The 13,855-nt window shown below is 70.7% G+C and carries 14 protein-coding genes and 2 tRNA genes; 9 read left to right on the forward strand and 7 right to left on the reverse strand.

Annotated features, from left to right (window positions below):
* Positions 1-55 precede the first annotated feature (55 nt).
* The 3 genes from ABWV20_RS11045 to ABWV20_RS11055 all read right to left on the reverse strand — a co-directional run bounded on the left by ABWV20_RS11045 (position 56) and on the right by ABWV20_RS11055 (position 3,681).
* Positions 56-1,348 carry an ISL3 family transposase gene (locus ABWV20_RS11045; RefSeq protein ID WP_353355210.1) on the reverse strand — a complete coding sequence of 431 codons (1,293 nt, stop codon included), beginning with the start codon at positions 1,346-1,348 and terminating at the stop codon, positions 56-58.
* Positions 1,349-1,556: 208 nt separating this feature from the next.
* The gene (locus ABWV20_RS11050) at positions 1,557-2,444 is read right to left on the reverse strand and encodes a 3-methyladenine DNA glycosylase (protein WP_353355211.1); all 888 of its coding nucleotides are present in this window, start codon (positions 2,442-2,444) and stop codon (positions 1,557-1,559) included.
* A 97-nt stretch (positions 2,445-2,541) separates the two neighbouring features.
* Positions 2,542-3,681 carry a hypothetical protein gene (locus tag ABWV20_RS11055; RefSeq protein WP_353355212.1) on the reverse strand — a complete coding sequence of 380 codons (1,140 nt, stop codon included), beginning with the start codon at positions 3,679-3,681 and terminating at the stop codon, positions 2,542-2,544.
* A gap of 108 nt (positions 3,682-3,789) precedes the next feature.
* Here ABWV20_RS11055 and ABWV20_RS11060 point away from each other — a divergent pair, with 108 nt between their 5' ends.
* The 6 genes from ABWV20_RS11060 to ABWV20_RS11085 all read left to right on the forward strand — a co-directional run bounded on the left by ABWV20_RS11060 (position 3,790) and on the right by ABWV20_RS11085 (position 7,942).
* On the forward strand, positions 3,790-4,572 hold the full coding sequence (locus tag ABWV20_RS11060; RefSeq protein ID WP_353355213.1) for a fumarylacetoacetate hydrolase family protein: 783 nt from the start codon (positions 3,790-3,792) through the stop codon (positions 4,570-4,572).
* Positions 4,573-4,783: 211 nt separating this feature from the next.
* Positions 4,784-6,223, forward strand: a complete 1,440-nt coding sequence (gltX, locus tag ABWV20_RS11065; RefSeq protein WP_502901784.1) for a glutamate--tRNA ligase — start codon at positions 4,784-4,786, stop codon at positions 6,221-6,223.
* A gap of 1 nt (position 6,224) precedes the next feature.
* On the forward strand, positions 6,225-6,875 hold the full coding sequence (locus tag ABWV20_RS11070; RefSeq protein ID WP_353355215.1) for a GNAT family N-acetyltransferase: 651 nt from the start codon (positions 6,225-6,227) through the stop codon (positions 6,873-6,875).
* The gene (locus tag ABWV20_RS11075; RefSeq protein ID WP_353355216.1) at positions 6,868-7,623 is read left to right on the forward strand and encodes an HAD family hydrolase; all 756 of its coding nucleotides are present in this window, start codon (positions 6,868-6,870) and stop codon (positions 7,621-7,623) included. Before ABWV20_RS11070 ends, ABWV20_RS11075 begins: the two co-directional genes overlap by 8 nt.
* A gap of 73 nt (positions 7,624-7,696) precedes the next feature.
* Positions 7,697-7,768, forward strand: a tRNA-Gln gene (locus ABWV20_RS11080).
* Positions 7,769-7,866: 98 nt separating this feature from the next.
* Positions 7,867-7,942 (forward strand) — tRNA-Glu (locus tag ABWV20_RS11085).
* An 88-nt stretch (positions 7,943-8,030) separates the two neighbouring features.
* On the opposite strand, the gene ABWV20_RS11090 is transcribed toward ABWV20_RS11085, so the two are convergent.
* Entirely contained in the window at positions 8,031-8,645 is a 615-nt protein-coding gene (locus tag ABWV20_RS11090) for a MerR family transcriptional regulator (protein WP_353355217.1), read from the reverse strand.
* A gap of 70 nt (positions 8,646-8,715) precedes the next feature.
* On the opposite strand from ABWV20_RS11090, the gene ABWV20_RS11095 reads away from it, so the two are divergent.
* Positions 8,716-9,213, forward strand: coding sequence for a DUF4188 domain-containing protein (locus tag ABWV20_RS11095; protein ID WP_353355218.1), 498 nt, complete (start codon positions 8,716-8,718; stop codon positions 9,211-9,213).
* Between the two features lie 21 nt (positions 9,214-9,234).
* Here the strand turns inward: ABWV20_RS11095 and fgd are convergent, their stop codons facing one another.
* Both fgd and ABWV20_RS11105 read right to left on the reverse strand, forming a co-directional pair.
* Entirely contained in the window at positions 9,235-10,239 is a 1,005-nt protein-coding gene (gene fgd / locus ABWV20_RS11100) for a glucose-6-phosphate dehydrogenase (coenzyme-F420) (protein ID WP_353355219.1), read from the reverse strand.
* A 142-nt stretch (positions 10,240-10,381) separates the two neighbouring features.
* Positions 10,382-10,990 carry a L,D-transpeptidase family protein gene (locus ABWV20_RS11105; RefSeq protein ID WP_353355220.1) on the reverse strand — a complete coding sequence of 203 codons (609 nt, stop codon included), beginning with the start codon at positions 10,988-10,990 and terminating at the stop codon, positions 10,382-10,384.
* Here ABWV20_RS11105 and ABWV20_RS11110 point away from each other — a divergent pair.
* On the forward strand, positions 10,989-11,351 hold the full coding sequence (locus tag ABWV20_RS11110) for a hypothetical protein (RefSeq protein ID WP_353355221.1): 363 nt from the start codon (positions 10,989-10,991) through the stop codon (positions 11,349-11,351). The genes ABWV20_RS11105 and ABWV20_RS11110 overlap by 2 nt on opposite strands.
* Before the next feature lie 193 nt (positions 11,352-11,544).
* Here ABWV20_RS11110 and ABWV20_RS11115 read toward each other — a convergent pair whose 3' ends face one another.
* A complete protein-coding gene (locus ABWV20_RS11115) occupies positions 11,545-12,297 on the reverse strand; it encodes an IclR family transcriptional regulator (protein WP_013493155.1) in 753 nt (250 codons plus the stop codon).
* Between the two features lie 134 nt (positions 12,298-12,431).
* Here ABWV20_RS11115 and leuC point away from each other — a divergent pair, with 134 nt between their 5' ends.
* Complete coding sequence (gene leuC / locus ABWV20_RS11120) at positions 12,432-13,853, forward strand: 3-isopropylmalate dehydratase large subunit (RefSeq protein WP_353355222.1); 1,422 nt, start codon at positions 12,432-12,434, stop codon at positions 13,851-13,853.
* The last annotated feature ends 2 nt before the right edge of the window (positions 13,854-13,855 follow it).

A 13,855-nucleotide genomic window follows, 5' to 3' on the forward strand; every position in this document is an offset into this window, starting at 1 on the left:
TACCGACCCCACGAGAGCAATTCTTAGTGACCACCCTGCCCCGCAACGCCGCAGGTCAACAGCTTGTACACCCACCAAAACCCGTCAGGTGAAGCAACTCAGGCTTGATGATCCGGTTGAAGCCCTCGGTGCGGGCGTTGGTGACCTCCTCGGTCAGGGCGGTGAGCACGGCCGGCCACCAGGTCTCGATGGTGCGGGCGAGTCGGGTCGTCTCGTCCATCTCGGCCCGGGCCGCGGCGTCGTAGAAGTCGTACAGGCGGCGCCGGATCCGGTGTGGCTCCCGCTCGCCAAGGAGCAGCCGCAGCCGTTCCTTGACGGCGTGCGCGGCGCCGATCTCGTTGGTCGGGTCCTCGACGGCGAGGGCGGCCTTGAACCGGGCCCGCTGCTTCGGAGTGAGGTGTTCGTACCCGGTCAGCAGCAGCTGGCGGGAGGCCCAGACCTTGTCGGTCGCGACGCCACGTCTTCCGTGCAGCTGCCTGCTGATCCGCTGCCTGACCTGGGTGACCATCAGGTTCCCGAGGGCCACCAGGTGCCACTTGTCGACCGCGATCCGCGCCGTGGGCAGGGCGGCGCGGATCCCGGCCGCGTACGGCGCGGACGGGTCGATCACGACCAGCTCGATCCCGTTACGGAAGCCTGGTGTCTGCAGCGCCAGCCACTCGGTCACACACGAGCCGGAGCGTCCCGGGGTCAGCCCGAGCAGCCGGCCCGGCGCGTCGGTGTCGGCGTTGACGAAGGAGGTCATCCACGGGTTCGAGCGGCGCCAGCCAGATTCCTGCAGGACCCAGCGCACCGACCTGGCGCGGGTCTCGTCGATCCCGAGCACCCGGGTCGGTTCGGGCTCGGGCAGCCACCTCGTGGCCGCGGCGATCAGCGCCCGGTGCGCGGTCGCCCAGGCCACGCCGTGCTCGGCAGCGACCTCGCTGACGGCCCGGTTCCCGGACGCGATCGCGAGCTTCTCCCGCAACCGACCGGTCAACCTGGCGCGTGCCGGTATCGCGGCGAACTGCTGCGTGAACGTGACTGTGGCACAGTGCGACTCGCGACACACAAGACGTCGCTTGAGCCACCACAGTTGGGTCTGCTGACCTGAGGCCGGCAGATCCTTGACCCGCACCAGCGGCCGTTCCTTGACCCTCGAAGAGAGCACCCCGCACCCGGGCACCCGCCCTCGACGTCGGCGACCTCGATGACGACCCGGACGGTGTCCGGGCCGCGCCGTTCGACCTGAAGGACGCGGAACTCGTCCTCCAGCCCGAGCAGCACTGACGTACCCTCGTTCATGCTCGTGGCCTCGCTGCTGCTGTGTTGTGAGAGACCAACAGCATGTCGGGGCCATGAGCCCCATCAACTACCGGGTGCCCCGCTCAAATGCGGAGAGCCAGGTACGGTCGCCCGGGGGTTTGGATACTCGGAGGGAAGACGTCCAAGTCCTGCGCCATCGCCTGACGCCGCGGCTGAGCCCGCGGTCTTGGAGCGATACTGGGCAGGCGACCTTCGGCTGCCGCGACGACCCGATGCCGCTCTCGAGAGTCCCCAGAGACTCCCTCTCCGAGCTAAGCGCCGGCCGGCCTCCCGGTCACGGTCATCCCGGTGTCGATCGCCGCGATGAGACGGCTGCGCAGTGCCTGGCTGCGCTCGCTGAACCCTCGCTGCTCCTCGACGTAGCGGGCCTTGCCCTCGGCGGTCTCGATCGGCACCGGCTCGTAGCCGAGCTCGCGCAGGTCGTAGGGCGAGGCCCGCATGTCCAGCTCGCGGATGTCGCGGGCCAGCTCGAAGGCGTCCGCCGAGAGGTCGCTGCCGACAGCGGGGGAGAACTTCATCGCCCACTTGTAGAGGTCCATCCCGGCGTGGAGGCACCCGGGCTGTTCGTATGCCGCTTGGCTGGTTCGCGTGGGCGCCATCAGGTTGCGGGGGGCCGCCTCTGTCGTGAAGAACCGGTAGGCGTCGAAGTGGGAGCAGGCGATCTGGTGGCTGTCGACGACCGCGTCGGTCCCGTCAGACCCGAGGCGCAGCGGCCAGGTCGAGTGCCGGACGTCGGAGGGAGCGAGCCGGTAAACCATCGCCCACTCGTGCAGGCCGAAGCACCCGAAGCGGCCCGGCCGGGACGCGGTCTGCTCGAGTAGGTCGCGGACGAACCGGACGGTGTCACCGCGCGCCTCGAGGAAGGCGGCGACGTCGACGCTCACCACCTCTGCGTCCACCCGGTAGAAGCGCCAGTCCCGGTGCGGCGCCTGTGCGGCCTCAGCGAGCCCGACCCCGGCTCCGGGGTGCCAGCGTCGGAGACGGCCGGGGGTCCAGCCGTAGTAGGTGAAGAGGAAGTCCTCGACCGGGTGTTTGCGCCCGTCCGAGCGCCGGGCGCGGTGTCCCGCGGTGAGAGCGTCGACGCGGGCCTCGTGGGCGGCGGTCGCCGCACGCCACTCGGGCCCGTCCAGGATTCTCACCCGAGCAGGTTACGTGGTGAGGCGGGGCCGGACCCTCCACGATCCCGGCCCCGCCACCTTCAGTCTTACCCCCTCGGGCGTCGACGCAACCGCAGAATCACGACTGTGTGGCGCGCGTCGCACCGCCGGACCTGGTGAGGCCCGCCAAGCCGACGAGCTGCGTCAGCCGCCGACGGCCGACGAGGGCGAGCGCGAGCAGCACCCAGGGCAGGGCCTGGGGTCCGCTGCTCGGCAGGAAGCTGCTGGCCGTCGTCTGCGCGTTGATCGTCGGCTCGCAGGCGTCGTCCCCGCCGCCGTCGGCCGTCCCGGACCCGCCCGCCGAGCCGCCGCCGGTGGACCCTCCGCCAGACCCGTCACCGGCGCCGCCGTCGGACCCGTCTCCGTCGGAGCCACCATCGTTGCCCGGGCCGGAGCCATCCCCGTCGCCGCCAGGCCGTGGGCACGGCACGACGAGCTTCTCCAACGGCACCCCGGCCTCCGTCAGCTCGGCCACGAGCTCGTGGTCGAGCAACAGCACGCTCGCCTCCATGGGCGGCTCGGCCTTGACCCGCACACACGCCCCGACCAGCTCGGACACCGACGCGTCGGCCCCCTCGGACCCCGATCCCGTCCCGGACCCCGGCTCAGACCCGGAGCCAGACCCGGAGCCAGACCCGGAGTCGGACCCAGACGGGCACGGAGCGAGCAGCCCCGGCAGCGCCTCGATCAACGGCGTGCCGACGTCGTGGCCGCCGACCGTGACGTCGAGGTTGGCGACGGCGGTGCCGGTGCCGGTCACCTCCGCACACGCGGTGGCGAGTGGCGCTGCGTTCACCCTGAGCTTGAGCACCCCACCAGGCGCGGGCCCGGGGACGACCGGCGCGAGCGCCGTGTCCTTCGTCTTCTCGTCGGCTTGGCCGAGGACGTCCTTGACGGCGGAGCCGACGGGCGCGAGCGGCGCGTCCTCAGAGGTCGAGCCTGACCCATCCGAGCCGCTGCCGGTCGACGACTCACCGCCGCCGGGCGCAGACGGGGCCGTCGAGCCGGATCCTCCGGACGTGAGACGGTCCGTCACGTCCTCGACGACGTCGCTCGGCTCGGTGAGGACGTCCTCCAGCCCGTCCCCGCTCGGCGAGGACTGTGCAGTCGGGACGGGCACGGCGAAGGCGCTCGGCGCGCCGACGGTCAGGCCGAGGGCGAGGGCCGCGGCTCCACCTCCAGCGGAGAGTGAGACGAGCAGCGAACGACGGTGAGACATGGGGACCCCTTCCGGGAGCGATCGTGGACCCTACGAACACGCTGAGAACGACGCCGCCGCCGTGGGGTTACGGCCGGGACCCAACCGGGCGGGCCGTAGGCTGACCACGTGCGCATCGCGAGGTTCACGACCGGGGACGACCCGGCATACGGCATCGTCCAGGGCGACCCCGGCGCGGAGGTGATCACGCCTCTCACCGGCGACCCGCTCTACGTCGGCCTGCAGCCTTCCGGCGCGGGCCCGGTCCTGCTCGAGGACGTCCGACTGCTCGCGCCGGTCATCCCACGCTCGAAGATCGTCGCCGTGGGCAAGAACTACGCCGACCACGTCCGCGAGATGGGTGGCACGACGCCGCCGGAGCACCCGATGCTCTTCTTCAAGCCCAACACTGCCGTCGTCGGACCGTTCGACCCAGTGGTCCTGCCGCAGGGCAGCGACGAGGTCTCCTACGAGGGTGAGCTCGCTGTCGTCATCAAGACGATCACCAAGGGCGTCAAGGCCGAGAACGCCGCCGAGTGCATCTACGGCTACACGATCGCCAACGACGTGACCGCGCGCGACTGGCAGCGCACCGACGGGCAGTGGGCCCGCGCCAAGGGCTTCGACACGAGCTGTCCGCTGGGGCCGTGGATCGAGACCGAGCTCGACCCCGCCGACCTGCGCATCACGACGACGCTCGACGGCGAGGTGAAGCAGGACGGCACGACGGCCGACATGGTCCACGGCGTCGCCCGGATCATCGAGTACGCCTCCAACGCGTTCACCCTCCTGCCCGGTGACGTCATCCTCACCGGCACCCCCGCCGGGGTCGGGTTGGTCCAGCCGGGCCAGCAGGTGACCATCGACGTCGAGGGGATCGGCTCGCTGACCAACACCTTCGTGCGCCGCTGAGCCGCACTAGGCTGGTCGCACCATGAGCGACACAAACGACACCCCAGGCCGTATGCCGCTGGGCTCGGTCCCCGAGACCACCATCCTCGACGACCAGGTCGAGTTCCAGAAGGCTCCGCAGCGGCGGGTGAGCACGTCCGACGGGAGCGGCCCGGTCCGCACCCGCGTGGCGCCGTCCCCGACCGGTGACCCGCACGTCGGCACCGCCTACATGTCGCTCTTCAACCTCGCCTTCACCCGGCAGCAGGGCGGCCAGTTCGTCCTGCGGGTCGAGGACACCGACCGCGCCCGGTTCCGCGAGGACAGCGAGGCGCAGCTCTACGACACGCTGGCCTGGCTCGGCCTGCACTGGGACGAGGGCCCCGACATCGGGGGACCCTTCGCGCCGTACCGCCAGTCCGAGCGGCTGGACACCTACCGTCCCTACGTCGACCGGCTCCTCGAGGCCGGTCACGCCTACTACTGCTGGTGCTCCAAGGAGCGCCTCGACGAGATGCGCGACCGGCAGCAGAAGACGAAGCAGCCGACCGGCTACGACCGGCTCTGCCACGGCAAGAGCCGCGAGGAGCGGGCCGAGCTGCCCGGTTTCTCGGACACCCCGGTCGTGCGCATGTTCATCCCCGAGGATGCGCCGCTCGTCTTCGACGACGTCATCCGCGGCCGCGTCTCCGCGCCGCGGCCCGACGACCAGGTCATCCTCAAGGCGGACGGGTTCCCGACCTACCACCTCGCCGTCGTCGTCGACGACCACGAGATGGGCATCACGCACGTGGTGCGCGGCGAGGAGTGGATCAGCTCTACGCCCAAACACATCCTGCTCTTCCAGTGGCTGGGGCTCGAGCCGCCCAAGTTCGCGCACATGCCGCTGCTGCGCAACACCGACAAGTCCAAGATCTCCAAGCGCAAGAACCCTGCCGCGCGGCTGACCTGGTTCCGAGAGCAGGGCTTCCTCCCCGAGGCGCTCGTGAACTTCCTTGCCCTGCTGGCTTATCCGCCACAGCAGGACGCCGAGGGCAACGACGTCGAGGTCTTCACGTTCGATGAGTTCAGCCGCACCTTCGACTGGGCGAAGGTCAACCCGATCGGCCCGATCTTCGACCTCAAGAAGCTCGAGTGGCTCAACGGCGTCTACATTCGCCAGCTCGAGGTGGGCGAGTTCGCCACCCGCCTGCTGCCCTACCTCCACGAGGCCGGCATCCTCGGCGACAACCCGTCGCTCGGTGAGCTCGGCCGGCTCAAGCTCGTCGCCGCCCAGATCCAGGAGCGCATGTCCCTGCTGACGGAGGCGCCGGCCCTCGTCGCTCCGTTCTTCGTCGCCGACGACCAGCTGGAGATCCAGGAGGACGCCCGGGCCCAGCTCAAGGACGACGCGCCCGCCGTCCTCGACGCGGCGATCCGGGTGCTCGGTGACATCGACGACCACGGTGACGGCGTCCTCGGCACCGGGGGCGGCTGGGTGGCGGCGACGATCGAGGCGAAGCTGCGCGAGGCCATCGTCGACGGGCTCGGCATCAAGCCGCGCTTCGCCTTCGGCCCGCTGCGCACCGCCGTGTCGGGGGCGCGGATCTCCCCACCACTGTTCGAGTCGATGGAGATCCTCGGCAAGACCTCGACCCTGAGCCGCCTTCGCGCGCTTCGGGACTCACTCTGACGTGAGCGTGCAGGTCTGGCCGCTGCACCGGCTCCGGCTGGCCACGGCCGACCTGGAGCTGCGGGTTATGCAGGAGGCCGACATCGACCCCGTCTGTGAGGTCCTGCCCGACGACCTCGACCAGGACCCCGCCGCGACCAGGTACCCGGCGTTGGGCGAGCGGGCCAGTCGGAGCGCCGTCGTGGCCCAGGAGTACTGGCGGGCGATGGGCACGTGGAGCCCGGCGCGGTGGGCGCTGCCCTTCGTCGTCCGCCGACGCGACGGCGAGCCGATCGGGCTGCAGTGGCTCGAGGGGCCGGACTTCAGCGCGGATCTCGTCGTGGACTCGGCCTCCTGGCTCGTCCCGACGGCTCGAGGCCTCGGCCTCGGCAAACAGATGCGCACGGCAGTCCTCGAGCTCGCCTTCCGGCACCTCGGGGCAGCGGCCGCCATCAGCTCGGCCGTGCTCGCCAACGCATCGTCGCTCGGGGTCTCCCGGTCGCTCGGGTACCGCGACACCCACACCTCGGTCCTCGAGCACCGTGGCGAGACCCTCCAGCACCTGCGCCTCGAGCGGGACGACTGGCTCCGGTCCGGGCGCGGATCGTCCGTGCAGATCTGCGGCGTCGAGCCCGCGCTGCCCCTCTTCGGACTGGGGGACGAGCATGACTGAGCGGACCCTCGCGAGCGAGCTCAGCGGCATACGGGCCCTCGTTCTCGACATCGACGACACGATCCTCGACACGCGGGCAGCGATGACCGAGGCGGGCACTCACGCGGCCCGGGCCCTGTGGCCCGAGCAGGCGGACCGTCACGAGCGCATGGCGGTGCGGTACTACGACGACCCGGGGCGTTGGTTCCACCGCTACACGGCCGGGGAGATCACCATCGAGCGGATGCGCACGGAGCGACTCGGCGACGTGGCCCGCGAGTTCGGCGTCGAGCTGCCGGAGGATGCGGTCGAGCGCTACCTCGTGGCCTACTGGCCGGCCTTCCGGCGGGCGCAGCGGCTCTTCGACGACGTTCCGGGACTCCTCGCCGCCGCTGAGGCGGCAGGTCTCGACGTGGCCCTGCTGACCAACTCCACCACTGCGGACACGATGATCAAGCTGGAGGCCCTCGGCTTGGCCGAGCGGTTCGCCGGGCTCGTCGTCACCACGGACACGCTGGGCTTCGGCAAGCCGGACCCCCGCGTCTACCGCGAGGTGTGCCGGATCGTCGGCGCCGACCCGGCCGTCAGCGTGTGCGTCGGGGACAGCCTCGAGTGGGACGTCCTCGGTGCCCGCCGCGCGGGACTTCGCGCGGTGTGGCTCGACCGGTCCGACGGGGATGGAGCGCCGCCGGGGGTGACCCGGGTGGCGAGCCTGAGCGAGGTGACCGCGGCGCTGCTCGCGACGAAGTCCGCCGATTTGGGGCCCTAGCGGCGGACCGGTAGTATTCCCTCTCGGTTCACCTCGCAGCAGACCCTCGGGCGCGCTGGGACGTGATACCCCTTGGGGTATGGTGTAATTGGCAACACAGCTGATTCTGGTTCAGTCGTTCTAGGTTCGAGTCCTGGTACCCCAGCTCTGGTCCGCCGGTCCTTCGGGACGGGGGGACCGATTCGGAGAAACAGCGCCGACACGGTAAGGTTCTCCGAGTGCCGAGTCGCTCGGCAAGCGCGTGGCCCCGTTGTGTAGTGGCCTAGCACGCCGCCCTCTCAAGGCGGTAGCGCGGGTTCGAATCCCGTCGGGGCTACCACGTGACAAGGCCCGGATCCTCTGGATCCGGGCCTTGTTCCTGTTGTCGCTGGGGCGCCGCGTCCATGGGTCGGTCGACTCGTGCTCCCTCAGGCGAGTCGCTCTGCACTCACGGCCTCCTGGGCGAGTCGCCGCATCGCGACGAGGATGGGGTCGGTGAGGACCGTGCCGACGATCGCGTGCTGCAGCGCGTCCGCGGGGGGCATGGTCGCCAGCTCATCCGCCACGTCGACCTCGGCGATCGAGCGAGCGAGCCCACCCCACTTCACGAGCATGTCGTCGGGGCACGCCCATCCTCCCGCTCGCGCTGCTGACACCGCTGCAGCAAGCTGACGCGCTGCGGCGGAGTCCGCGCTGATCGGCCAGCCGAGCAGGGCGACGATGGAGCCCGCCAGTTCCTTCTCGTCGTCCGTGGGAGGTGGTGGCGGCGTCGGCTGCAGAACCGCGTGGGCCGTCCCGAGGAGCTCGTGCCGCGTCCTCGGGGGGTGTTCGAGGGCTGCGACGACGAGACGCACGCGCTCGATGCTGAGGTGACCCACGGTGACCAGCGTCCGGATCAGGTGCACTCGATCGACGTGGGACTCGTCGTAGTCGGCCCGCGTCGCACCGCGTGACAGGCCGGGGTGGAGCAGCCCCTCGCGGAGGTAGTACTTGATGGTGGCCACGGGCACCTGGGTGCGCGCCGCGAGCATCGACATCTGCATGGGCATCCTCCTTGACGTGGATAGTAGCGCTCCCCAATACTGGATAGTCCAACTATCCAAAGGGGAGACCATGGCGACTGGGTTTCAGCCAAGGACGCACGCGCACGAGGGCGACATCGCCGTGTTCCTCATCGGGTTGCGCATCAACCAGGTCTGGCGCCCCGACCTCTGGCTCCCCGCATTGCGCGCCATGGGGCCGATGGTCGCCGAGCTCCACTCCGCTCGGGCGGCGGCTGCCCGGGGCGCGGGGGAGGACCTGGGGTTCCTCGGGCACCGCACCCTCGTGGGTGCCGGCGGCCCCACCATCGTGCAGTACTGGCGCTCGGCCGAGCACATCCATGCCTGGGCCGGCCACGGCGACCGCGCGCATCGCCCGGCGGTCAAGGCGTTCTACGAGCGCGGCCGTCGCGCGGCCGGTGCGGTGGGGATCTGGCACGAGACCTACGCCGTGCCGGCGGGTGGCCATGAGAGCCTCTATCTGGCCATGCCGCCCATCGGGCTCGCCGCGGCGACCGGAGTCAGCCCCCTGCAGGGACGGCGCAGGCGCGCGGCGCTCCCGGGCAGCTGAGCTGGCGGTCGAGCGGCCGGCTCAGAGAGACCGCAGCCCCGGAAGAACGTCCGCCGTGAACTGGTCGAGGAAGCGGGCCTGGTCGTTGCCGGGGGCGTGCACGACGAGGTGGTTGAAGCCGAGATCGACGTACTGCCGGATCTGCTCCACGGCCTGAGCTGGGTCACTGGTGACGATCCAGCGCTTGGCGACCTGCTCGTCGGTCAGCTCGTCGGCGAGCCGTTCCATCTCCACGGGGTCGTGGACGCCGTGCTTCTGTTCTGCGGTGAGTGACAGCGGCGCCCAGAAGCGGACGTTGTGCAGCGCGGCGTCGGGGTCGCGGTCGTAGGACAGCTTGATCTCGATCATCCGGTCGATGTCGTCGCGGCTGCGACTGGACTTGGCCAGTCCCTCGTCCACGGCAGGCAACAGCTGGTCCGCGTAGAGCTCGCGTCCCTTGCCGGACGTGCAGATGAAGCCGTCGCCGGACCGGCCGGCGTAGCGGGCGACGAGCGGGCCTCCCGCGGCGACGTAGACCGGCACCGGCTGGTCCGGCCGGTCGTAGATCGTCGCGTCGTGGGTGCGGTAGAAGTCGCCCTCGAAGGTGACGCGCTCCTCGCTCCAGAGGCGGCGCATCAGGGTGACCGCCTCACGCAGCCGGGCGAACCGCTCCTTGAACTCGGGCCACGGCGAGCCGGCCGCCCCGACGGCGACCTCGTTGAGCGCCTCGCCGGTCCCGATTCCGAGGACGACCCGACCCGGATGAAGGGCCCCGAGAGTGCCGAAGGCCTGCGCCACGACCGCCGGGTTGTACCGGAAGGTGGGCGTCATCACCGACGTGCCGAGGACCACCCGCTCGGTGCGCTCACCGGCGGCCGCCAGCCACGCCATCGCGAACGGGGCGTGCCCGTCCCGGTGGCGCCACGGCTGGAAGTGGTCCGAGATGAACACCGAGTCGAGCCCGGCGCGCTCCGCGTGCACGGTGTGCTCGACGAGCTCCCGTGGGCCGAACTGCTCCGCCGAAGCCTTCCAACCAACCTTGAGCATCAGACCTCCTCGCCGCGGGACCCCGGGGATGCCCAGGGGCCCTCAGCCTACGACGAGCCCTACCACGAGCCCTACGACGAGCCCTACGACGAGCCCGGCCAGGCTCCGGAACTCCCGGCTGGTCGGGCTGTCGTGGGTGGTATCACCAGTGCACGACGACCTTGGTGCCGACCGGCGCCGTGTTGTAGAGCTGCTTCAGGAGCGTCATGTTGCGGACGTTGACGCAGCCGTGGGAGGAGCCGTTGTAGCCGTTCGCCGCGAAGTCGGCCGAGTAGTGGATCGCCTGCCCTCCGCTGAAGAACATCGAGTACGGCATCGCCGACCCGTAGAGATTCGAGATGACGTCGATCTTCTTCCAGGTGATCGAGAAGACTCCCTCGCGGGTGGGGGTCGCCTCGCTCCCGAATCGGACGTCCATCGAGTACTGCGCCTTCCCGTCGATCACCCACGTGAGGGATCTGCTCGCCTTGCTGATGCAGATGACCCTCCCCGTCATGCAGCGAGGGTCCGCGTCCCACGTCGCGGTCCCGGCCGCCGGTGTCGCCGGCTTCGGCTTGACGTTGTTGAGCTCGTCGCTCGTAGGCGGCCTCGTCATGGACAGCAGTCGCTCGTAGGTGCGCTGGTCGGCGATTCCCGTGACCGGGAACCCGCGCTTGGCCTGGAAGCCGCTGATGGCGTTCGTGGTCCGCGACCCGTAGTAGCCGGTCACGTCGCCGGAGAACCAGCCGATCTGCTTCAGCCGCGCCTGCATGGCCCGCACCTTGGGTCCTGAGTCGCCCGGTCGCAGGATCACGACGACGGGCGGAGCAGGCGGCCTGGTCGGCTCGGCAGTCGTGCTGGGGCTGCTCGTCGGCCTGGCAGTCGGCTTGGCAGGCGGCTTGCTGACGGGCGTCTTCACCGGCTTCGTCGTCGACGGTGCCGGCGTGCTCGTCGGGCTGGTCGCCGGCGTCGTCACTGGGGCGGTGCTCGACGCGCTGGAGGTCGAGGCGGGCGGACCATCGGCACCAGGCCCTGCTGGAACGGCGGGGCCGCAGGCGGTGGCGGTCAGCGTCAGGGCGGCGAAGGCGATGACGGTGAGGGTGTGTCGGGCCGTCCCCCGAGGCAGTGCGTGACGCATGGTTTCCCCAATCCGTGCAACGAGATGTCACACAGCCTGACGCCATGACTCCGGCAAAGGTTGTCCTGTCAGAGCGACACGGAGTTGATCGTGATCGTTCCGTTGCCGGAGCACACCTCCACTGTGACAGGTGTCCGGCGGCTTGCGGAGCGGATGTGGGGGAGACGACGCACCGCAGCCGCCCGGCTCTAGACGTTCTGTTGCTGTTGTTGCTGCTGCTGCATCGCGTGGTGACGACGGAGCACCTCGGTCAGCTTGTTCGCCCCCGCCACCACGGTGGCCGCGTGCAGGCGCCCGGGCTGGCGGGAGAGCCGCTCGATGGGTCCGGAGATCGAGACCGCCGCGACGACGCGTCCCGACGGCCCGCGCACGGGGGCCGACACCGAGGCGACGCCCGGCTCGCGCTCGGCGACGCTCTGGGCCCAGCCGCGTCGCCGGACTCCGGACAGGGCCGTCGCGGTGAAGGCCGCGCCCTGCAGTCCGCGGTGGAGCCGGTCGGGCTCCTCCCAGGCGAGCAGGACCTGGGCGGCCGAGCCGGCCAGCATCGACAACGTCGCCCCGACCGGGATGGAGTCACGCAGTCCGACGGGCCGCTCCGCCGCCGCGACACAGATGCGCATGTCGCCCTGCCGGCGGAAGAGCTGGGCGCTCTCGTTCGTGTGGTCGCGCAGGGCGCCGAGCACCGGTCCCGCAGCAGCGAGGAGGCGGTCCTCCCCGGCGGCCGAGGCGAGCTCCCCGAGACGCGGCCCGAGCACGAAGCGGCCCTGCATGTCGCGGGACACGAGCCGGTGGTGCTCGAGTGCGACCGCCAGTCGATGCGCCGTCGGGCGAGCGAGTCCCGTGGCGCCGACGAGCTGGGCGAGCGTGGCCGGACCCGCCTCGAGGGCGCCGAGCACCGTGGCCGCCTTGTCGAGAACGCCGACTCCACTAGAGTTGTCCATGCACTGATATTGACGTCTCAGGCACTGAGACGTCAATTCATACGGCGGAATTTGCGGACAGGCTGAGCGCAGAGGGACGTCGCGGTGGACGGATGGCCGCGCGATCCTGTCCGATTCGTGGGTGAAGGAGAGCAATGTCCGGGACGTTGGCCGAGAAGGTGTGGGACGCGCACGTCGTGCGTCGCGCGGAGGGCGAGCCTGACCTTCTCTACATCGATCTGCACCTGCTGCACGAGGTGACGAGCCCCCAGGCCTTCGATGGCCTTCGGCTCGCCGGCCGCCCCGTCCGCCGGCCCGACCTCACTCTGGCCACGGAGGACCACAACGTCCCCACCACTCCGGGACCCATCACCGACCCGGTCTCCAAGGTCCAGGTCGAGACGCTCCGCCGCAACTGCGAGGAGTTCGGGATCCGGCTCTACCCGATGGGGGACGTCGAGCAGGGCATCGTCCACGTCGTCGGGCCCCAGCTGGGGCTGACCCAGCCCGGGATGACCGTGGTGTGCGGCGACAGCCACACCTCGACCCATGGGGCCTTCGGTGCGCTGGCCTTCGGGATCGGCACCTCTGAGGTCGAGCACGTCCTCGCGACCCAGACCCTGCCGCTCAAGCCCTTCCGGACCATGGCCGTCAATGTCCGTGGCCGGCTGGCCGAGGGTGTGACGGCCAAGGACATCGTGCTGGCCGTCATCGCCAAGATCGGCACGGGCGGCGGGCAGGGATACGTGCTCGAGTACCGCGGTGAGGCCATCGAGTCCCTGTCGATGGAAGCCCGCATGACGGTGTGCAACATGTCGATCGAGGCCGGCGCACGCGCCGGCATGATCGCCCCCGACGAGACGACGTTCGCCTACCTTAAGGGCCGGCCGCACGCCCCGACCGGCGCGGACTGGGACGCCGCCGTGGCCGAGTGGTCCGCGCTGCGAACCGACGACGACGCGGTCTTCGACGCAGAGGTCGATCTCGACGCGTCCGAGCTCGCGCCGTTCGTCACGTGGGGCACCAACCCCGGGCAGGGGCTGCCCCTCGCGGCCTCGGTGCCGGACCCCGAGTCATTTGCGGACGAGTCCGACCGGCTCGCTGCCCAGAACGCGCTCACCTACATGGGTCTCGAGCCAGGCACCCCGCTCCGCGAGATCCGGGTCGACACGGTCTTCGTCGGATCGTGCACCAACGGCCGCATCGAGGACCTCCGGGCTGCAGCGGCCGTCGTCAAGGGCCGCAAGGTGGCCGACGGAGTGCGGATGCTGGTGGTCCCAGGCTCCGCGCGCGTCCGGCTCCAGGCGGAGGCCGAGGGGCTCGACGCGATCTTCAGCGACGCCGGAGCCGAGTGGCGTCTGCCCGGCTGCTCGATGTGCCTCGGCATGAACCCCGACACCCTCGCGCCGGGGGAGCGCAGCGCCTCGACCTCCAACCGCAACTTCGAGGGCCGGCAGGGCAAGGGGGGCCGGACCCACCTCGTCAGCCCCCTCGTCGCCGCGGCGACCGCGATCCGCGGCACCCTGTCCAGCCCCGCCGACCTGTCGGTCGAGCCCCCCGTCGCCCAGGAGGCCTGAGT

Origin of the sequence: Intrasporangium sp. DVR (assembly GCF_040365325.1) — a bacterium.
GTDB lineage: Bacteria > Actinomycetota > Actinomycetes > Actinomycetales > Dermatophilaceae > Intrasporangium.

Coding starts and splice junctions, on each gene's coding strand:
- ABWV20_RS11115 (WP_013493155.1), bottom strand. CDS start 12,297: ATGGACAACTCTAGTGGAGTCGGCGTTCTCGACAAGGCGGCCACGGTG.
- ABWV20_RS11110 (WP_353355221.1), top strand. CDS start 10,989: ATGGCCCGCACCTTGGGTCCTGAGTCGCCCGGTCGCAGGATCACGACG.
- ABWV20_RS11075 (WP_353355216.1), top strand. CDS start 6,868: ATGACTGAGCGGACCCTCGCGAGCGAGCTCAGCGGCATACGGGCCCTC.
- ABWV20_RS11095 (WP_353355218.1), top strand. CDS start 8,716: ATGGCGACTGGGTTTCAGCCAAGGACGCACGCGCACGAGGGCGACATC.
- ABWV20_RS11105 (WP_353355220.1), bottom strand. CDS start 10,990: ATGCAGGCGCGGCTGAAGCAGATCGGCTGGTTCTCCGGCGACGTGACC.
- fgd (WP_353355219.1), bottom strand. CDS start 10,239: ATGCTCAAGGTTGGTTGGAAGGCTTCGGCGGAGCAGTTCGGCCCACGG.
- ABWV20_RS11045 (WP_353355210.1), bottom strand. CDS start 1,348: ATGGGGCTCATGGCCCCGACATGCTGTTGGTCTCTCACAACACAGCAG.
- leuC (WP_353355222.1), top strand. CDS start 12,432: ATGTCCGGGACGTTGGCCGAGAAGGTGTGGGACGCGCACGTCGTGCGT.
- ABWV20_RS11055 (WP_353355212.1), bottom strand. CDS start 3,681: ATGTCTCACCGTCGTTCGCTGCTCGTCTCACTCTCCGCTGGAGGTGGA.
- ABWV20_RS11090 (WP_353355217.1), bottom strand. CDS start 8,645: ATGCAGATGTCGATGCTCGCGGCGCGCACCCAGGTGCCCGTGGCCACC.
- gltX (WP_502901784.1), top strand. CDS start 4,784: ATGTCGCTCTTCAACCTCGCCTTCACCCGGCAGCAGGGCGGCCAGTTC.